Source organism: Streptomyces sp. Qhu_M48 (genome assembly GCF_051305195.1).
Lineage (GTDB): Bacteria > Actinomycetota > Actinomycetes > Streptomycetales > Streptomycetaceae > Streptomyces.
The window spans coordinates 3,001,214-3,019,365 of the sequence record NZ_CP195432.1 but is presented as its reverse complement, the minus strand read 5'-3'; the positions used below and the strand labels follow the sequence as shown (position 1 = coordinate 3,019,365).

The window sequence follows — 18,152 nt, the reverse complement described above, 5'->3', positions numbered from 1 at the left end:
CCGTTCCGGGCCGGAGCCCTCAGCCACCGGACACGCTCAGCCGTCGGGCGGCGTCGAGCCGTTCGACGTCGAGGAGGGCGGGCCGCCCGGCGGGGACGTCGTCGTGCCGATGGTCGGCGGGTTCGTGCCGGTCGGACGGTCGAAGGACGGGGGCGGGCTGGTCGTGCCCATGGGCGACGGGCCGCTCACCGAAGGGGTGGTGGCGGGCAGGACGGGGTCCGCCCGACCGGGCAGAAGCGCGGCGAGGGCCGCGCCGCCGCCTCCGACGACCAGGCAGGCTCCCGCGGCGAACACCGCGAGGCGGCGCCGCCGGGCGCCGCGGCCCCGGGCGGTGATGTCGGCCGCCGAAGGCTGCACCGACCGCGACCGCCCGTCGGCGGCGGCCTGCTGGAAGAGCGACCTGAGAGGGTCGTGGTCGTGGGGCTCAGTCACCGGGCGCCTCCTCGATACGCGGGTCCTGGAGCCGGCCGGCGAGCGCCGCCCGCCCCCGGGCCAGATGGGTCTTGACGGTGCCGGTCGACAGTCCGGTCTCGCCCGCGACCTGCTCCACGCTGAGGTCGCAGAGGTAGTGGAGGGCGAGCGACCGGCGCTGCTGCGGCGGCAGCTCGCGCAGGGCGTCGACCAGGACCAGGTGGTCCGGCCCCGGCCCCTCGACGGCCGGCGGCGCTCCCCCGCGCTTCCACGCCTCGGAGGTCCGCCGCCGGAAACGCCAGCGGCTCACCGCGAGCCGCCACGCGACGGTGCGGATCCACGCCTCGGGCTGACCCTCCCGGTCCAGCTGACGCCTGCGGCTCCAGCCCTTGACGAAGGCCTCCTGCACGACGTCCTGCGCTTCGTGCAGGTCGCCGAGCATCACGTACAACTGGCCCGTGAGTCGTGCCGCCGCTTGGGCGTAGAACTCTTCGAACTCCTCGACGGTCAACAGCAACTCCCGGATCTTCCGACTTCACCCCGCATACGCCCGCCGCGGGCCTTCCGGTTGACACCGGGCTCCGGGAACAAAGGTGATCGTCATCACGGAACCGCACCACGGGGACACGCGTCAGGGCAGCGCACCTCAGCCCCTCGGCCGATCCCGCCGCCCGGGGCCGCACCCCCGCCCGGAGAGCTCGGACGGGGTGGCGAGGTCACCAGCCCATGGCCGCGGGGTCGTCGCCGAGGGCGGCGGCGAGGAGGGCGCGGAGGTGATCGGCCTCGGGGAGCAGGACGGCCTCGATCTGCTCGTCGGCGCGGCCGGCCAGGGTGAGTTCCTGGATGCGCCGGAACAGCAGACGGTCCGCCGCGGCGATCAGGGCGGCGGCGGCCCGGGGCGCGATGGCCGGGGCGGGGCCGGAGGCGGGGTCGGGGGTGGCGTCCGGGGCCGCGGCGGCGAGCGCCTCGGCGAGCGCCTCCTCCCGCCGGTCGTGCAGTTCGCGCAGCCGGGCGGTGAGGGTGGGGCTGTCGGCCACCATGCGGGCGAACGCGGGGCCGGTGAAGCCGACGACGGGGCTGTGTTCGAGCAGGGCGGTGCGGAACGTCCGCCCCAGGGCGGTGAGCGGCTCCTCGCCGGGATCGCGTTCGGCGACGGCCCGGGCCAGGCCCTGGGTGAACGCCTCGTGGTGGTCGAGGGCCAGGTCCTCCTTGCGGGGGAAGTAGTTGGTCACGGTCTTCTTGGCCACGCGGGCCGCGGTGGCGATCTCGGCGATGGTGGTCCGCTCGAAGCCCTGCTCGATGAAGAGCCTGGTCGCGCGGTCGGAGATCAGCTGCCTGGTCTCCTGCTTCTTGGACTCGCGGAGTCCCAGCTCGTTGCTCATGGGGAAATCTTACCTCCGTAGCAACATTACGCTTGACCTATCATCAGGCCCTGTCTAAAGTTACGTCCGTCGCAAAAATCGCCCGAGTAAACGAATCCACTCCTTGCCCTGGAGCAGCCCTGAACGTCACCGCCTCCACCCTGTCCCTCACCGTCGCCGACGTGGACGCCTCGCGTGAGTTCTTCCGCACGTACCTCGGCTACCAGGTCGCCATGGCCGCGGACGGCTTCGCGTCCCTGACCCGCGGCGACGGCGCCGCCGACGTCGTGCTGCTGCGCCACGGCAGCGACGTACTCCCGCCCGAGCAGCGCGACCGGCGGGCCACGGGCCTGATCCTCGCGCTCACCGTCACCGGGATCGGGGACGAGGAACGGCGTCTGCGCGAGGCCGGTGCCCCGATCACCATGCCGCTGCGCGAAGAACCCTGGGGCGAGCGGCTGTTCCAGCTCACCGACCCGAACGGAGTGGTCGTCCAGTTCGTCGAATGGGCCACCCCCGACGAGCCGGTGCGGTCCGAAGAGGCGGAGGAGCCCGCCGCGGTCGTCATCACCCCCGCCCCCGAACACGTCACCGAGTCGCCGAACGCCCGCATGACCGGCCTGGCCGCGCCCAGCAGGGGCAGCACGGAACTGAGCACCTGGACCGTCGCCATGGAGGCCGGCCGGACGGGCCCCGAGCACGCCGTCGACCGCGAACAGGTCTGGACGGTCACCTCCGGAACGCTCGACATCACCTGCGCGGGCCGCACCGAGAAGATCCCGGCCGGGCGGACCGTCGTCCTGCCGCCGGGTGCGCTCCGCCAGGTCCACGCCCCCGAGGCGGCCGAGGCCCACGTCGCCATGCGCGCGGACGGCGTGGCCTCGGTCCCCGGCACCGAGGGCACCCGCGTCCTGCCCTGGGCCGAGTGACGGCCCGGCGCGGAACGGCCCCGCGCCGCCCCCGTGTCCGAGGGCGGCGCGGGGGCCGTTCCCGGCCCGGCTCGCCCACCGTTTTGCCGGACCGGCAACAGCGCTGGCGCGGCGGGGACACGAGGGGCGACGCTGAGCCCGTGACCGACGACATCGCAGCGGGAGCGCCCGCCCACGACACCCTCTCGCCCACCGACGGCTACCTCGGAGACCCCGCGGTACGCGCGGAGTGGGACAACAGGTACGCCGACCGGCACCGACTCTGGAGCGGCCGGCCCAACGGCGCGCTCGTGGCCGAGGTGGCCGGGCTCACCCCCGGGCGGGTCCTCGACGTCGGGTGCGGCGAGGGCGCGGACGCCGTCTGGCTCGCGCGCGGCGGCTGGGACGTGACCGCCCTCGAGGTCTCGGGCATCGCGCTGGAACGGGCGACCGGTCACGCGCGGGACGCCGGCGTCACCGTTCGCTGGGTCCACGCCACGCTCACGGAGGCGGCCCTCCCGCCGGCCTCGTTCGACCTGGTCTCCGCCCAGTACCCGGCCCTGCTGCGCACGCCCGACGCCGCCGCCGAGCGGGCGCTGCTCTCGGCCGTGGCCGTCGGCGGGGTGCTGCTGCTCGTGCACCACGCGGGCATGGACACCCAGCCGCCGAACGACAGCGGCTTCGACCCCGCCGACTACGTGTGGCCGTCGATGGTCACGGAGCTCCTCGGCGAGGACTGGGCGATCGAGGTGGACGAGCAGCGCCCGCGCGTGGCACCGGACGGCGGCGCCGGCGCCCACCACACCGACGACCTGGTCCTCCGCGCCCGCCGGCTCCGCTGAGCCCGGTCACACCCGCGCCTCCGTGAGCGGCCGGTCGGCCTGACACGGTCCCGAGCCGGGCACCCCCGTGTCAGTCCGGCCGGCTCCCGGCACGGTCCCGCTCGACGAGCCCCGCCAGGCGGGCCAGCATGCCCCGGTGGCGGAGCTGGATCGCGGCCTCGCTGACCGAGTTGTGCAGCTTCCCGCCCAGACCGCGCAGGGGGTGCTCGTCACACACGACGAGGGTCTCCTCGCCCCACGGCCTGAGCTGGAGGAAGATCCTCGCCGTGCCGAGGGACGCGAACGACGCCTCCAGCTCCAGCTCACGTCCGGAAACGGTGTGCCGGACCGTGGTCACCCCGTCGGCCGACCAGGGGCCGAACCGCACGGAGTAGCGGATCCGGGAGCCGACCTCGGGCCAGGCCGCGTCGAGCGGCGTGGACTCGGACGGACCGATCACCCACTCGCCGTAGAGACGCGGATCGGCGAGGACGGCCCACACGGCGTCCGGGGGACGGCGAATCAGCTGATGACGGGTGGCCATGGGAGTGCGCCTCCTCCGAGATCGGACCGCGGCACGTCGGACCCACTGGTCGGGCCGCGCTCAGGATCATCGTGCGCGCGGTCCGGCGCCACCGCAATCTCCCACGGCGTCCACCGCTCCCCGGCGACCTGGGCGGCGCGACGGCCGGACACGAGGACACCGGGCGATGGTGACCGTTCCACGACAGACCGCGGGGGGCGGCCGGTACGACGGCCGTCCAGGCGCCCGCGAGGTCAGGCCGTCCCGGGCCCGCCGTTGGTCGGCGGGTAGCCGGGGCGGGCCGGGACCGGCGGGGTGGGGAGCGGAGGGAGGGCGGTCCCGTGGAGCCAGGACGTGAGCAGGCCGTCCACCGGTTCGGTCGCGTAGCGGGACACATGGGCGGTGAAGCCCGCGGTGGTCACCACGCCGTGGCGGTGCACGGCGGCCCAGTCGCGCAGCATGCGGAAGAACGGCCCGTCACCCAGCGCGCAGCGGATCGCGTGCACCGTGAGGCCCCCGCGCTGGTACAGGCGGTCGTCGAACATCAGCTTGCGGCCGGGGTCGGCGAGGACCAGGTCCTGCGGCTGCGCGGCCAGCAACCGGTGCGCGGCGAGCGCCAGTTCGTGGGCGGTGCGGCCGCCGGAGCGCTCCGACCAGAGCCACTCGGCGTACTTCGCGAAGCCCTCGTTCAGCCAGATGTGCCGCCAGTCGGCGATGGTCACGCTGTTGCCGAACCACTGGTGAGCGAGCTCGTGGGCGACGAGCCGCTCCGAACCCCGTACGCCGTCCACGTGGTTCACGCCGAAGAGGGACAGCCCCTGGGCCTCCACCGGCACGTCCAGCTCCTCGTCGGCGACCACCACCGCGTACTCGCCGAAGGGGTAGGGGCCGAACAGCTCCTCGAAGAGCCGCATCATCGCGGGCTGCCGCGCGAAGTCCCGGGAGAACCTCGGCAGCAGGTGCGCCGGTACGTGGGCGCTCTGCGGAACCCCGCCGAGTCCGGGGTCGCCGAGCAGCACGGTCTGGTACATGCCGATGGAGAGGCCGACCAGGTAGCTGGAGGTCGGTGCGGTCTGCTCGTACACCCAGGTGGTCGTGGAGGCCCTGGTCGTCCGGGTCAGCAGCCGGCCGCCGGCCACCACCGTGTACGGGGAGGGCGTGTTGACCGAGATCTGGTACGAGGCCTTGTCGGCGGGCCGGTCGTTGCACGGGTACCAGGACGGCGCGCCCACCGGCTGGCTCGCGACGAGCGCGCCGTCGGTGAGCTCCTCCCAGCCGAGGCCGCCCCAGGGGCTGCGGACCGGCTTGGGGTTGCCCGACCAGTGCACCTCCACGGTGAAGGCGGCGCCGGCGGGGAGGGGCTTGGCCGGCCGGAGGCGCAGTCTGCCGCCCCGGTGGGAGTAGTGGGGCGCCCGGCCGTTCACCTGGACCCGGCCCACCTTGAACTCGGCCAGGTTGAGGGCGAACTCGGTGAGCGGCGCCCGGCCGACGATCGCGCTGATGCGGGCCGTCCCGGCCAGCCGGTTGGGGCCGGGACGGTAGTCCAGAGCGAGTTCGTACCGGTGCACGCGGTAACGGGGATCGCCGTTGGCCGGAAAGTACGGGTCCGACGCCGTTGTCCTCTGGCCGCTCACTGCCGCTTCCGCTCCCTGCGCTGTGCTCGTACGCCGTGGCCCCTTCAGGACCGCCACGCCTCGATCGGATTGCCCAGCCAGCGAGTGTCGGCGGGGACGGATTCCCCGGCCATCACGAGAGAGGCGGGTCCCAGTGTGCTGCGGGCCCCGACCGTGCTCCCGGGCAGGACGATTCCGCCCGGGCCCAGGGTGGCGCCCTCGCGGAGGACCACAGTATCCGTCCTCAAGATCCGGTCGTGGAAGAGGTGGGTCTGCAGGACACAGCCGCGGTTCACGGTGACGGCGTCGCCGAGGGTCACCAGGTCCGTCTCGGGCAGCCAGTAGCTCTCGCACCAGACACCCCGGCCGATCCGGGCCCCGAGGCCGCGCAGCCACAGGGCGAGGAGCGGCGTCCCGGGCACCGATCCGGCCAGCCAGGGCACGGCCAGGACCTCGACGAACGTGTCGGCCAGTTCGTTGCGCCACACGAAGCCGCTCCACAGCGGGTGCTCCCCCGTCCGGTGCCGGCCCACGAGGAGCCATTTCGCGGTCACGGAGACCAGCGCGGCGCTCGCCCCGGCGGCGAGCAGGACCACTCCGGACAGCAGCGCCGTCCCCGCGGTCCCGAGTCCGTCCGTCGCGGCCAGGGCGCACAGCGCGGCCACGGTCAGGACGGCGAGCGCCGCCGAGCAGAACACCGGGACGAGCCGGCACAGCTCCACCAGGCCCCGGGCCCACAGCAGGCGCGCGGGCGGGTCGTAGGTGCGGCTCCGGTCCGCGGCGGCGGCCGAGCGCGGCAGCTTGACCGGCGGCAGGCCCAGGTACGAGCTGCCCTTCTTGGCCTTCTTCGGCGTGGCCGACAGGACGCCGACCAGCCCGTCGTCGGGCACGCTGCGGCCCGGCGCGGTCATGCCGGAGTTGCCGAGGAACGCACGGCGGCCGATCACGGAGTGTCCGACGCGGACCCAGCCGCCGCCCAGCTCGTAGGGGGCGGTCAGGGTGTCGTCCGCGAGGAACGCGCCTTCGCCCACGGTCGTCAGGCTCGGGAGCGCGAGCACCGTCGACACCTCGGCGCCCCGGCCGATCCTCATCCCGAGCAGCCGCAGCCACACGGGGGTGATCAGCCCGGCGTACAGCGGGAACAGGGTCTCCCGGGACAGGTCCATCAGCTGCGTGACGGTCCAGGCCTGCCAGCCGACCCGGCTGTGCGTCGGGTGGGTCCCGGTCCTCAGCCCGAGGCTGAGCAGACGCACCGCGACGAGCAGGAGCAGCGCGTAGGCGAACCCGAAGGCGAGCGCTCCCGGCACCACGGCCGTCAGCGCGCCGAGGAGGGCCTCGGCGAGCCCGGCGCCGGCGGGTACGAACAGGCTGACGACGAGCAGCGCGGGCAGGGCGGCGAGCACGGGCAGGGCGGTGAGGAGGAAGCCGGTCACTCCGTACACGGCGCGCCAGCCGGCGGGACGCGGCGGGCGTTCCTTGGGCCAGTTCCGCTTGGCCTTGCCGAGCTTGACGGCGGGCGCTCCGGCCCAGCGCTGGCCGGTCGGGACCGGTCCGGTCACGGCGGCGCCGGGGGCCACCTCGGCGCGCTTGCCGACCCGCGCGCCCGGGAAGAGCATGCTGCGGGTGCCGACGACGGCGCCCGCCCCGACCTTGACGGGTCCGATCTCCAGCCGGTCGCCGTCCAGCCAGTGCCCGGAGAGGTCGACCTCGGACTCCACGGCGCAGCCGCGGCCGAGCTTGAGCATGCCGGTGACGGGAGGCAGGGAGTGCAGATCGACCTCGGGGCCGATCTTGGCGCCGAGGGCCCGTGCGTAGCGCTGCAGCCAGGAGCCGGTGAGGGCGGTCGCGCCGACGAGATCGGCCAGTCGCTCGGCCGTCCACAGCCGCAGGTGCACGCTTCCGCCGCGCGGGTGGTGTCCCGGCTCGACCCCGCGGAGCAGGAGGCGGGCGCCGCCGGCCGCGAGGGCCAGTCGGCCCGGCGGGCTGTAGAACAGGGCCGCGCCGGCGGCGACCAGCCACCACGACGCGGTGGGCGCCCAGGGGTAGGACCCGAACCGGTCCAGGACGTTGCCCAGGGCGAGGAGCGCCACCGTCCAGCGCAGGCCGACCAGGGTGAACAGCGGGAGCAGGAGCAGCGACTGTGTCACCTGGGTCCGGAGCGGGACGGGGGCGACGGTCCGGGCCGCGCCGCCGTCCTGTACGGACTGTTCGAGGTGGCGGGCGAGCTTCCGCAGGGTGGGCTGCTGGTAGATGTCGACGACGGCCGCGCTCGGGTAACGGGTGCGAAGCCTGGTGGTGAGCTGGGCGGCGGCGAGGCTGCTGCCGCCGATCGCGAAGAAGTCGTCGGCGGCGCAGGTGACGGCCACGCCCAGGGTCTCGCTCCACTGCTCGGCGAGCCAGGCCTCGGTGCCGTAGAGCTGCTCGACGGAGCCGGCGGGTTCCAGGTCGGGCAGCGGCCAGGGCAGCGCGTCCCGGTCCACCTTGCCGGAGGTACGGGTCGGGAGGTCGTCGACCGGCGCGAGGAGGGGCACGAGGGCGGCGGGCAGATCGGCGCGCAGTCTCTCGACCGCCGCCGCGCGGTCCCATCCCTCCTGCGTGACGAGGTAACCGACGAGCAGCTGGTTGCCGCTGCGTGCCGTGCGGACGGCGGCGGCCGCGCCGGCGACGCCCGGAAGGGCCTGGAGCGCCGCGTCCACCTCGCCCAGTTCGATCCGGCGGCCGCCGAGCTTGATCTGTTCGTCGCCGCGGCCGAGGAAGACGAGCCCCTCCGGTTCCGCGCGGACGAGGTCTCCGCTGCGGTAGGCGCGCTGCCAGCCGAGGGAGGCGAGCGGGGCGTACTTCTCGGTGTCCTTCGCGGGGTCGAGGTAGCGGGCCAGGCCGACGCCCCCGATCACGAGCTGGCCGCTGCCGCCCATGGGCACCGGCTCGCCGGACTCGTCGACGACGGCCAGTTCCCATCCGTTCAGCGGGAGGCCGATGCGGATCGGTTCCTCACCGGTCAGGAGCGAGGCGCAGGCGACGACGGTGGCCTCGGTGGGACCGTACGTGTTCCAGACCTCGCGGCCCTCGGTGACCAGGCGCTGGGTCAGTTCGGGCGGGCAGGCCTCGCCGCCGAAGATCAGCAGCCGGACCTCGGCCAGGTCCTCGGGCTCCCAGAGCGCGGCCAGGGTCGGCACGGTGGAGACCACGGTGATCTCCTGTTCCACCAGCCAGGGGCCGAGGTCGGCGCCGCTGCGCACCTGGGAGCGCGGGACCGGCACGAGGCAGGCGCCGTAGCGCCAGGCCAGCCACATCTCCTCGCAGGAGGCGTCGAACGCGACCGAGAGTCCGGCCATGACCCGGTCGCCGGGTCCGATCGGTTCCTCGGCGAGGAAGAGCGCGGCCTCGGCGTCCACGAAGGCGGCGGCGCTGCGGTGGCTGACGGCGACGCCCTTGGGCACGCCGGTGGAGCCGGAGGTGAAGATGATCCAGGCGTCGTGCTCGGGCCCGGGGCGGGCGGCGGGGGCATGGCCGGGCTCCGGGTCCCGGGTGACCTCGACGGAGTGTCCGGCGCCGAGCACCGCGCGCACCCCGGCCTCGCCGAAGACGAGTTCGGCCCGCTCGTCGGGGTCCTCGGCGTCGACCGGCACGTAGGCGGCCCCCGCGGCGAGGACGGCGAGGACGGCCACGTACAGCTCGTTGGTCCCGGAGGGCACGCGTACGCCGACCCGGTCGCCCAACCCGACCCCGGCCGCGGCGAGGGCGCGGCGTCGGCGTTCGACCTCGGCGGCCAGCGCACGGTAGGTCAACCGGGTGGTGCCGTCGTCGAGTGCGAGCTCGTCGGGGTGGGCCCGTACGGTCGCGTCGAGGATGTCGACGAGTGTTCGGGGCGCGGCGGCGGGCGCCGCGGAGAACCGGGCCGCTTTGCCGGACTCCTCGTACGTCTCCCCGCCGTCGAGCAGAGTGACTTCACCGCGCTCAGGTGTGGCTGACATCGGCCCTCGCGTCTCGCTCCCGGAAACGTCCGGGTCGCCGGTGGAGCCCGGGTCTGCCCAGGTTGTTCCGGTCCAGCGCCAAGCAGCCCGCCAGTCTAGTGCGCGAACCGGGATTTCCCCGTCGAACCGCTTGCGCGTGGCCGAGGAAGGACGGTAGGAGGCCGTGGGCGGCCACCCCGGCCGCGGTGTCCGGGGTGGGCGCCCGAGGTCGACGGTCGTGTCAGCGGTCCCGGTGGCCGGGGCGTCCGGAGTCCTCCAGGTACGCGGTGCACTCGGGGTTGTGGCAGGGGCCCGGGCGCCACACGGGCACGAAGACTCCCAGGGTCTTGTGCCGCGTCTTGACGGTCGAGGTCAGGGGCTGTTCGCAGACCGGGCAGACGAGAACTCCTCGGGGTCCGGCCTCATGCTCGGTTTTACTCATTCTTTAACCATAGGCGTGACGGCAGAAAAGGGAAGAGTCGTGCCGTATCAGGCATCCGGCGGCGGATCCGCCTCCTCGCCCCTCCCCGGGGGCACCGGGTCGGGCGGTGGTGGGGGCCGGAGCAGACTGAGGGCCACGGACCCCGCCAGGACGAGGACGATGACCGCGAGGCTGACCGGTGAGGGGATCTCGGGGATGTCGCCGCTGATCGTCTTGTGGGACGCCTGGAGGACGAGCTTGACGCCGATGAAGGCGAGGATGATCGCGAGGCCCTTGTTGAGGTAGTGGAACCGGTCGAGGAGCCCGGCGAGCATGAAGTAGAGGGCCCGCAGGCCGAGAATGGCGAACGCGTTGCTCGTGTAGACGATGAAGGCGTCGTCGCTGACCGCGAGCACGGCGGGAACGCTGTCGACGGCGAAGATCAGGTCGGCCGCCTCGATGGCCGCCACCACCGCCAGGAGCGGTGTCGCCACGCGCTTGCCCGCCTCCTTGACGAAGAACCTCATACCGGCGTACTCGTCACGGACCGGCATGATCTTGCGCAGCAGCCGTACGGCGAAGCTCTTGCCCGGCTCGAAGCTCTCCTCCTGATCCCTGAGGAGTTTGTAGCTGCTGTAGAACAGGACGGCGGCGAAGGCGAAGAGGACGGCGGTGAAACGGCTGACCACGGCCACGCCGAGGGAGAGGAAGATCCCCCGGAAGACCAGGGCGCCCATGACGCCGAAGAACAGCACGCGGTGCTGGTAGGCGCGGGGCACCTTGAAGTACGCGAAGATCACGGCGAAGACGAAGAGGTTGTCGACCGACAGGCTCTTCTCCAGCAGCCACGCCGTGGTGTACTCCGTGCCGGCCGTCGTACCGAGGACGACGAAGACGACCCCGCCGAAGACCAGGGCGAGCCCCACCCACAGCCCGCTCCAGGCGGCGGCCTCCTTGAAGCCGATGACGTGTGCGCTGCGGTGGGCCAGCAGGTCCACCGTCAACGACACCACCACCGTCGCGGCGAAGGCCGCCCACAGCCAGAAGGGGACCTCTAGCACCTCGGTCACTCCCCGACGGCCCGCGCGGGCGCGCAGGCCCTTACCTCGCATTCTGGGGCCATTCGCCCGATGGGGCGATCCGGCGCCGCGCCGGACGGCCGACGGAAGGGAGGGCGGAGGGGACGGGCGGAGGCACAAGCGGCGCGAAGAACGGCGGGAAGCCGAGGATCCCCTGGCTTCAGTCCTCTCCCTCCCGGGACTCCTGGGCCAGGAGGTCGCGGAGGACCCGCTCGTCGTCGACGGAGAGGGTGGTCACGAAGCTCGTGAGGACGGCCGCCCGGTCCGACTCCGCATCCAGCACCTTGCGCATCCGCAGGGCGGCGAGGCCCGCCCCGTCGGCGACCGCGGTCCACGCGAACGACCGACCGGTCCGTTCACGGGTCACCGCCCCCTTCACGCGCAGCCGGGTGAGGATGGTGATCACGGTGGTGTAGGCGAGATCGCCGCCGAGACGTTCCCGGACCCACCCCGCGTTCACCGCGCCGGGGGCGTCCCGCAGCGCGCCGAGCACCTGGGCCTCCAGCTCTCCCTGGCCCCGCCTCGGGGAGGACCGGTCGCGCCCGCTCCCGCTCCGGCCCGTCATGCGGTCTCCCTCCCGCCCACGCGCCCGCCCGGTGCGGGGCGGTTCATCGTACTGAGCGTTCTCCCGGACGATCGGCTCCGTTTCCGCGGTGTTGTGCTCGGCCGCCCCGCCCGTGCACCCCCGTCCGGTGGGGTGGGGTGGGGTGGGGTGGATGGGCAGGGGTGGGAGTGGGCCCGGTCTTCCGCCGGGCTCGGCCGCCCCTCCTCCCGGACGCTCGCGGTAGGACTTTTGCGGCTGTTCGGGGGGTTGTCGGCCTTCGTACCGATCCGCTCCGGGTGGGGCTTCGAAGCACCCGCGGACCCGCCTCGCTGAGGAGGCGGGCCGCAGATCGATCGGAGCTCTCTCGTGCGTACTCGACGTGCCGCCATCACGGTGGCCGCGGCAGCGGTGGCTGTTTCCCTGCTCTCCCCGGTCCTGGCTTCCGCGACGGCGGCGGGCGGCGATCCGTTCGCGCCGCAGGGCCGTGCGGCGGGCCACGGTCTGATCAGCGTGGGTCTGACCTCGGACCAGCGCCTCGTCGGCTTCGACGTCCACGACCCGGCCCGGAGCTGGTCCCTCGGGAAGATCAACGGCCTCCAGGGCGACGGCAAGCTGGTCGGGATCGACTTCCGCGTCCAGAACGGCAAGCTGTACGGCGTCGGCGACAAGGGCGGCATCTACACGGTCGACAGCAACGCCAAGGCCGTCAAGGTCTCCCAGCTGACCGTGGCCCTCCAGGGCCGGCACTTCGGCGTCGACTTCAACCCCGCCGCCAACCGCCTGCGCGTCATCAGCGACACCGGCCAGAACCTGCGCCACAACACCGACGACCCCGCCGCACCGAAGACCACCACCGTCGACGGCGCACTCACCAACCCCACCACCCCGCCGTCGACCGCCCTCGGCGTCACCGGCGCCGCGTACACGAACAACGATCTCGACACGGCGACCGCGACCACCCTCTTCGACACCGACACCACCAACGACCGCGTCTCACTGCAGTCCCCGGCCAACGCCGGCACCCTCGCACCCACCGGCGGCCTCGGAGTCAACGCCGGCCCCTCGGCCGGCTTCGACATCTACCACGAGGCCTCCAACGGCTCGAACCGCGGCTACGCCGCACTCTCCACGAGCGGCAGGCAGCGCTTCTACAAGGTCGACGTCCTCACCGGAAAGGCCACCCTCGTCGGCGCCTTCCCGGCGGCCCGCCAGGTCGTCGACGTCGCCCTCCCCCTGAACCAGCACTGACGTCACCCTCGCGGTCGGCAGGTCACCCAGGCCTGCCGACCGCCTCCCTGTCGTGCGGTGCGCGAGCCGTGAGCCGTCAGATCTCCTCGCGGAGGCCCCACGGCGAGCCGTACGCGGTGAGCAGGTCCAGGAAGGGGCGGGGCGGCAGGGCCTCCGGGCCGAGGACGCCGGTGGCGGACCAGGCGCCGTTCGCGACGAGTTCGAGGGCGACGACGGGGTTGACGGCGGTCTGCCACACCACGGCCTGGGACCCGTACTCGCGCATCGACCACTCGTTGTCGACCACGTGGTAGAGATACACCTCGCGCGCCGAGCCGTCCTTGGTGCCCTTGACCCAGGTGCCGGCGCAGGTCTTGCCGGTCATGCGGTCGCCGAGCGTCGCCGGGTCGGGCAGGCAGGCGGCGACCACGTCGCGCGGGGAGACCGCCACGGGGCCGTTCTCCGACGGGACGGTCACCTTCGTGGTGGAGTCGAGCCCCAGCTCGTGGAGGGTCTTCAGCTTGGCGATGAAGTCGTCACCGAGGCCGTACTTGAACGTCACCCGGCGGGCGTCGACCCAGCGCGGGATGAGCAGCACCTCCTCGTGCTCGACGTTGACGCACTCGACCGGACCGATGCCCTCGGGGAAGTCGAAGACCTCCGGCTCGCTGAAGGGGGCCGTGGTGAACCAGCCCCGGTCCTTCTCGTACACCACGGGCGGGTTGAGGCACTCCTCGATGGTCGTCCAGATGTTGAACGACGGGGCGAAGTCGTACCCCTCGACCGTCAGGTCGGCGCCGTCGCGGATGCCGATCTCCTCGATCTCGTCGAAGAGTTCGTCGGCCGCGTACCGTGCGAAGACGTCCGACAGGCCGGGCTCCACCCCCATGCCGACCAGGGCGAGGCGCCCGGAACGCTCCCACGGACCGGCCTGCTCGAACTGCGCGTCGCCGAGCTTCACTCCGCATCGCTCGTACGGGTGGGTGGCGTGCGGAGCGGACAGGGACATCGCCATGTCGAGATAGTGCGTGCCCGCCGCGAGCGCGGCGTCGAAGAGCGGCATCACGAACCGGGGGTCGGTCGCGTTGAGCAGGGCGTCACACCTCTCCTCGACGAGCGCCCGCCGCACCGCGTCCTCGTCGGAGGCGTCCAGGCGCCTGGCGCTGAACCGGTCCCCGTGCTCCTTGAGGGCCGCGACGGCCGCCTCGGCGCGGGCGAGGTCGTAGTCCGCGACGACCATGTGGGTCAGGAAGTCACGGCGGGCCGCGATCCGGGTGACGGCCGTGCCGACGCCACCGGCGCCCACGAGCAGTACGCGCATGTCACTCACCTTTCGTTGCCGGAGACGGTCGCCTCCACGGCTGGGACAGATGCAACGGGACACGTTCGATTAAGGTCAATCACGTTGGCATAAGAACGCCGGACGGACAGCGGGGAGAGCGGTCGTGGCGAAACAGGTGGTGCCGGAGGCGGCACGGCGCAGGCGCCGGCCGACACGGCAGGGCACGGTGCTGTCCGAGGAACTGATCGTGCGGACCGCCCTGAGGATGCTACGAGAGCACGGCAGCGACGGCCTGACGGCACGCAGACTGGGAGCGGCCCTCGGCGCCGATCCCAGCACCCTCTACCGGTACTTCGCGGGGCTCGACGACCTGACCCGGGCGATCGGCGAGGAGCTGACGGGGCGGGCCCTGGACTCCTGGACGCCCACCGGTGAGTGGCGGTCCGACCTGCGGGCCCTCGGCCTGGCCATCCACGCCTCCTACCTCGACCACCCCCAGGCCGCGGTGCTCACCGCCAGCCGGGTCACCGGCCGGCCGCGGGAGATCGCGGTGGACGAGGCGATCCTCGGCCTGCTGCGCGGCGCGGGCTTCGCTGACCCCGACGCGGTCGTCGTCTACCACGCGTTCATCGACCTCAGTCTGGCCTTCGCCGCCCTGGACGCCGGGTCGATGGTGCTGAAGGACGAGGCCCGCGCGGCGGACGAGGAGATGTGGAACTCCACCTACGCCGCCCTGCCCGCCGACACCCACCCGCACATCGCGGCCACCGCACGGCTCCTCGCGGGGCGGATGACGCACAGCGCCTACCCCGTCGTCCTCGACACGCTGCTGAACAGCGCGGCGGAACAGCTCAGCTGGGCGCGGGCGCGGCGCGCTCCCGGGACGACGAACTCCTGACACGGCCCCGGCGACGCACGCACTCGAACCCCGGCTCCAGGGCTTATGCCAACGCCCTGCGCTCCCTCCACTCAGCGCTCCCTCCGCACGGCGCGAGCTCCGCGGGTCGGCGTCGGTCCTCAGGGCGCGGGGGCGGGGGCCAGGCGGGCGACGAGGAGGGCGATGTCGTCGTCGGCCGAGGCCGGGACCAGGTGGGTGACGAGGGTGTCGCAGAGCCCGTCGAGCGAGGGTCCGGGCCGGGTCAGGAGATCGGTGAGCGCACCGAGGCGGTCGTCGATGTCGTCGCCGCGGGACTCGACCAGCCCGTCGGTGTAGAGCACCAGGATGCTGCCGGGCTCAAGGGTGATGTCGACGGTGGTGAAGGAGCCGCCGCCGACGCCGAGCGGGAGTCCGGCGGGCAGGTCGAGGAGGCGTGCGGTGCCGTCGGGGCCCACCAGGACCGGCGGCGGATGGCCGGCGCGGGTGATGCGGCAGTGACCGTCGGCCGGGTCGAGGACGGCGTAGCAGAAGGTCGCGAGCATCGGCTCGGCCAGGTCCTCCAGCGTGGCCTCCAGCTGGTCGAGGAGTTCCTCGGGCGCGAGGTCGAGGCGGGCCAGCGCGCGGACACTGGCGGAGAGGCGGCCCATGACCGCCGCGGCGAGGGTTCCGTGGCCCATGACGTCACCGATGACCAGCGCGGCCCTGCCGCCGGGCAGCCGGATCACGTCGTACCAGTCGCCGCCGACCTCGTTCACGTCACTGGCGGGGAGGTAGCGGTGGGCCACCTCGATGCCGGGAGGCGGGGTGACGTGCTGCGGCAGCATGCTGCGCTGGAGGATCACGGCCGTGTCGTGTTCGCGGTGGTAGAGGCGGGCGTTGTCCACGCACACCGCGGCACGTGAGGCGAGTTCGACGACGAGCGCCGCGTCGTCCTCGGTGAAGGGGCCGAGCGGGCGGCTGCGGTAGAAGGTGGCGAGCCCCAGGACCGTGCCGCGGGCGAGCAGCGGCACCATCATGAACGAGTGCACGCCGAGGGGCAGGAGCTTCGCCGGGGCGCTGGAGTGCCGGGCCGCCGGGGCGATGGCCTGCGCGTCCAGGTGGGCGATGCGGAAGACGCGGCGCTCGGCGAGGGCCTGGGTGTAGGGCGCGTTGCCCGGGAACGCGAGGGTACGGCCGAGGGGGGCGAGCGTCTCGGTGATCGCGGAGCCGGTGACCGGCGCTTTGCCCAGTCGGCGCAGGGCGGCGCCGCCGACGAGTCCGGAGCCGATGTCGCCGTTCGCCGCGAGGCTGTCCAGGACGTCGACGGTGACGGCGTCGGCGAGGGCCGGGACGCAGACGTCGGCGAGCTCCTGCGCGGTGCGTTCCAGGTCCAGGCTCGTGCCGATCTTGAACGTGGCCTCGTTGACGAGGGCGAGGCGCCGCCGGCCGGCCGCCGCCTCGACTTCCGCCCGCTGCTGCGCCGTGATGTCGATCAGGGTGGCGGTCAGGCCGATGGGCAGACCGTCGGCGTCCTCCAGACGTACGTAGGAGCAGGACCACACGCGGTCGTGGGCGGGGTCCGCCGGGGTGCGGCCCGTGCGGCGGAAGTCCAGGATCGGCTCGCCGTTGTCGAGCACCTGCCGCATGGCGTCCTCCATCGCGGAGGCGTTCACGTCGGGCAGGATCTGCGCCAGGCGCCGGCCGATGTGCTCGGCCTCCGGCAGGCCGTTCATGGCCTGCAGGGCGGGGTTGACGCGCAGGAACCGCAGAGCGGTGTCGAAGACCGCGATCCCGACCGGCGAGCGGGCGAACATGCCGTCCCACACGGCGGAGGAGCCGCGGACCGCGCGGGCGGCGTGCGCGTCGGCGGCGAAGACCAGCACCGTGCCGGCGCCACGGGAGTCCTGCGGAACGGATGTCGCCCACACCTCCAGTTCGACGGGGCGTCCGTCACGGTGCCAGGCGGTCACGCTCCCCGTCACCCCCGGGCCCGAGACCGCGCGCTCCCACAGCGAACGGCCCAGGCCCCGGTCCGCTCCCGGGTGCAGGAGATCGGCGATGTGCCGTCCCCTGACCTCGTGGAAGGCGTAGCCGAGGAGCCTCTCCGCCGTGCTGTCCCAGCGCACGATCGCCCCGGACCTGCTGGTGGCCACCGCGGCCACGGGAAGCGCGCCGAGCCAGCCGCCCGCGTCCCGAGCGGCACCGCTCGTCGCTTCCGCTGCCCTGTGAGCCATCGCTGTGGAGTCCCGGTCGTTTCGCACTCGGCCGTCGTCCCCAGTATCGGCATATGCGCGGGGGAACGCTCGCGGTGCGGAGTACTCGGGTTCTCCCGCCGGCGCGACGCCGTCGTGCGGCGGCGGCCGGGGCGCGTCGGCGCGCCCCGGCCGGCGCGCGCGTCACCTGGCCGGGCACTCCTTCCACGCCAGGTGGTAGACGGTGCTGATGTCACCGTCGGTGGAGTCCATGGTCATGTAGCTGGTGGTGGTCGGGCTCGACGTGCCGGCGTTCACCCGCAGCTCGGTGTTGATGTTGAAGTTCCGCTGCACACCGCAGGGGGCCCACACGAGCTGCGCCCAGTCGGTGTCGTCGGTCGCCTGCCAGTTGTCCTCGTACGGGCCCCGGAAGGTGTGCGTGCGGGAGGCGGTGCTCGGCGAGCCCTGGAAGTAGTACGAGGCCTTCTCCGTACTGCTCGCTCCGCGCTGGAGCGACGCGTAGCCCCGGTAGTCGGCGCTGGCGATCGCGTAGGTGAAGCCGTGGGGCACGTGCACCAGGAGGTTCAGCTGACAGTTTCTGCGGGCCGCCGTGGTGGGGGCGCCGCCGCCCACCTGTGCGAGGTACTCGCTGTAGGTGACGGTGAAGGCGGTGTTGTCCTCGGACACGGCGATGGCGGCGGTGCCCAGGGGGCAGCCTGAGCCGTTCACCGTGGCGATGTCGATGACGATCCTGTCCGGCGGCGGGTCGACGATCGACGACGGGCCGGCCTGAGCGGGCAGGGCCGAGGCGAACAGGGCGGCGACCGCCCCGCTCACGAGCAGGCGAGCTCTCATGGTGTTCTCCCATCCGGTGCTTCGGTTCCCGACGGGCGCGGACGCACGGGTGCGTCCGGCCACGGGCCGGGGGATGCGGCGCGCCACGCGTCGGGGCGGCGGCCGT

The 18,152-nt window shown here is 73.3% G+C and carries 16 protein-coding genes; 4 read left to right on the top strand and 12 right to left on the bottom strand.

What is annotated here, in order from left to right:
• Positions 1 to 36: 36 nt before the first annotated feature.
• From ACRRSS_RS13950 to ACRRSS_RS13940, 3 genes are all read right to left on the bottom strand, one after another.
• Complete coding sequence (locus ACRRSS_RS13950; protein ID WP_435971524.1) at positions 37 to 432, bottom strand: hypothetical protein; 396 nt, start codon at positions 430 to 432, stop codon at positions 37 to 39.
• On the bottom strand, positions 425 to 922 hold the full coding sequence (locus tag ACRRSS_RS13945; RefSeq protein ID WP_435971523.1) for a SigE family RNA polymerase sigma factor: 498 nt from the start codon (positions 920 to 922) through the stop codon (positions 425 to 427). Before ACRRSS_RS13945 ends, ACRRSS_RS13950 begins: the two co-directional genes overlap by 8 nt.
• Positions 923 to 1,127: 205 nt before the next feature.
• Entirely contained in the window at positions 1,128 to 1,793 is a 666-nt protein-coding gene (locus ACRRSS_RS13940) for a TetR/AcrR family transcriptional regulator (RefSeq protein WP_435971522.1), read from the bottom strand.
• A gap of 32 nt (positions 1,794 to 1,825) precedes the next feature.
• Between ACRRSS_RS13940 and ACRRSS_RS13935 the strand changes: the two genes are divergently transcribed.
• Positions 1,826 to 2,701, top strand: a complete 876-nt coding sequence (locus ACRRSS_RS13935) for a VOC family protein (RefSeq protein ID WP_435971521.1) — start codon at positions 1,826 to 1,828, stop codon at positions 2,699 to 2,701.
• Positions 2,702 to 2,841: 140 nt separating this feature from the next.
• Positions 2,842 to 3,522 carry a class I SAM-dependent methyltransferase gene (locus tag ACRRSS_RS13930; RefSeq protein ID WP_435971520.1) on the top strand — a complete coding sequence of 227 codons (681 nt, stop codon included), beginning with the start codon at positions 2,842 to 2,844 and terminating at the stop codon, positions 3,520 to 3,522.
• A gap of 70 nt (positions 3,523 to 3,592) precedes the next feature.
• Here the strand turns inward: ACRRSS_RS13930 and ACRRSS_RS13925 are convergent, their stop codons facing one another.
• From ACRRSS_RS13925 to ACRRSS_RS13900, 6 genes are all read right to left on the bottom strand, one after another.
• Positions 3,593 to 4,045, bottom strand: coding sequence for an SRPBCC family protein (locus tag ACRRSS_RS13925; RefSeq protein WP_435971519.1), 453 nt, complete (start codon positions 4,043 to 4,045; stop codon positions 3,593 to 3,595).
• A 233-nt stretch (positions 4,046 to 4,278) separates the two neighbouring features.
• Positions 4,279 to 5,658: a M1 family metallopeptidase gene (locus ACRRSS_RS13920; RefSeq protein WP_435971518.1), complete on the bottom strand. Its 1,380-nt coding sequence runs from the start codon at positions 5,656 to 5,658 to the stop codon at positions 4,279 to 4,281.
• Positions 5,659 to 5,702: 44 nt separating this feature from the next.
• A complete protein-coding gene (locus ACRRSS_RS13915) occupies positions 5,703 to 9,611 on the bottom strand; it encodes a Pls/PosA family non-ribosomal peptide synthetase (protein WP_435971517.1) in 3,909 nt (1,302 codons plus the stop codon).
• 220 nt (positions 9,612 to 9,831) lie between these two features.
• Positions 9,832 to 10,032 (bottom strand): hypothetical protein, encoded by a 201-nt coding sequence (locus ACRRSS_RS13910; RefSeq protein ID WP_435971516.1) that lies wholly within the window; start codon positions 10,030 to 10,032, stop codon positions 9,832 to 9,834.
• Between the two features lie 47 nt (positions 10,033 to 10,079).
• Positions 10,080 to 11,072 (bottom strand): TerC family protein, encoded by a 993-nt coding sequence (locus ACRRSS_RS13905; protein ID WP_435971515.1) that lies wholly within the window; start codon positions 11,070 to 11,072, stop codon positions 10,080 to 10,082.
• Between the two features lie 178 nt (positions 11,073 to 11,250).
• Positions 11,251 to 11,655 (bottom strand): BlaI/MecI/CopY family transcriptional regulator, encoded by a 405-nt coding sequence (locus ACRRSS_RS13900; RefSeq protein WP_435971514.1) that lies wholly within the window; start codon positions 11,653 to 11,655, stop codon positions 11,251 to 11,253.
• A 345-nt stretch (positions 11,656 to 12,000) separates the two neighbouring features.
• Between ACRRSS_RS13900 and ACRRSS_RS13895 the strand changes: the two genes are divergently transcribed.
• A complete protein-coding gene (locus tag ACRRSS_RS13895) occupies positions 12,001 to 12,882 on the top strand; it encodes a DUF4394 domain-containing protein (protein ID WP_435971513.1) in 882 nt (293 codons plus the stop codon).
• Positions 12,883 to 12,958: 76 nt separating this feature from the next.
• Here ACRRSS_RS13895 and ACRRSS_RS13890 read toward each other — a convergent pair whose 3' ends face one another.
• The gene (locus tag ACRRSS_RS13890; RefSeq protein WP_435971512.1) at positions 12,959 to 14,182 is read right to left on the bottom strand and encodes a saccharopine dehydrogenase family protein; all 1,224 of its coding nucleotides are present in this window, start codon (positions 14,180 to 14,182) and stop codon (positions 12,959 to 12,961) included.
• 124 nt (positions 14,183 to 14,306) lie between these two features.
• On the opposite strand from ACRRSS_RS13890, the gene ACRRSS_RS13885 reads away from it, so the two are divergent.
• Positions 14,307 to 15,041, top strand: a complete 735-nt coding sequence (locus ACRRSS_RS13885) for a TetR/AcrR family transcriptional regulator (protein WP_435971511.1) — start codon at positions 14,307 to 14,309, stop codon at positions 15,039 to 15,041.
• A 119-nt stretch (positions 15,042 to 15,160) separates the two neighbouring features.
• Here the strand turns inward: ACRRSS_RS13885 and ACRRSS_RS13880 are convergent, their stop codons facing one another.
• Both ACRRSS_RS13880 and ACRRSS_RS13875 read right to left on the bottom strand, forming a co-directional pair.
• Positions 15,161 to 17,233 carry a SpoIIE family protein phosphatase gene (locus ACRRSS_RS13880; RefSeq protein WP_435971510.1) on the bottom strand — a complete coding sequence of 691 codons (2,073 nt, stop codon included), beginning with the start codon at positions 17,231 to 17,233 and terminating at the stop codon, positions 15,161 to 15,163.
• Positions 17,234 to 17,395: 162 nt separating this feature from the next.
• Positions 17,396 to 18,046: a DUF4360 domain-containing protein gene (locus ACRRSS_RS13875; RefSeq protein WP_435971509.1), complete on the bottom strand. Its 651-nt coding sequence runs from the start codon at positions 18,044 to 18,046 to the stop codon at positions 17,396 to 17,398.
• Positions 18,047 to 18,152 lie beyond the last annotated feature (106 nt).

Coding starts and splice junctions, on each gene's coding strand:
- ACRRSS_RS13940 (WP_435971522.1), bottom strand. CDS start 1,793: ATGAGCAACGAGCTGGGACTCCGCGAGTCCAAGAAGCAGGAGACCAGG.
- ACRRSS_RS13925 (WP_435971519.1), bottom strand. CDS start 4,045: ATGGCCACCCGTCATCAGCTGATTCGCCGTCCCCCGGACGCCGTGTGG.
- ACRRSS_RS13915 (WP_435971517.1), bottom strand. CDS start 9,611: ATGTCAGCCACACCTGAGCGCGGTGAAGTCACTCTGCTCGACGGCGGG.
- ACRRSS_RS13910 (WP_435971516.1), bottom strand. CDS start 10,032: ATGAGTAAAACCGAGCATGAGGCCGGACCCCGAGGAGTTCTCGTCTGC.
- ACRRSS_RS13900 (WP_435971514.1), bottom strand. CDS start 11,655: ATGACGGGCCGGAGCGGGAGCGGGCGCGACCGGTCCTCCCCGAGGCGG.
- ACRRSS_RS13890 (WP_435971512.1), bottom strand. CDS start 14,182: ATGCGCGTACTGCTCGTGGGCGCCGGTGGCGTCGGCACGGCCGTCACC.
- ACRRSS_RS13880 (WP_435971510.1), bottom strand. CDS start 17,233: ATGGCTCACAGGGCAGCGGAAGCGACGAGCGGTGCCGCTCGGGACGCG.
- ACRRSS_RS13875 (WP_435971509.1), bottom strand. CDS start 18,046: ATGAGAGCTCGCCTGCTCGTGAGCGGGGCGGTCGCCGCCCTGTTCGCC.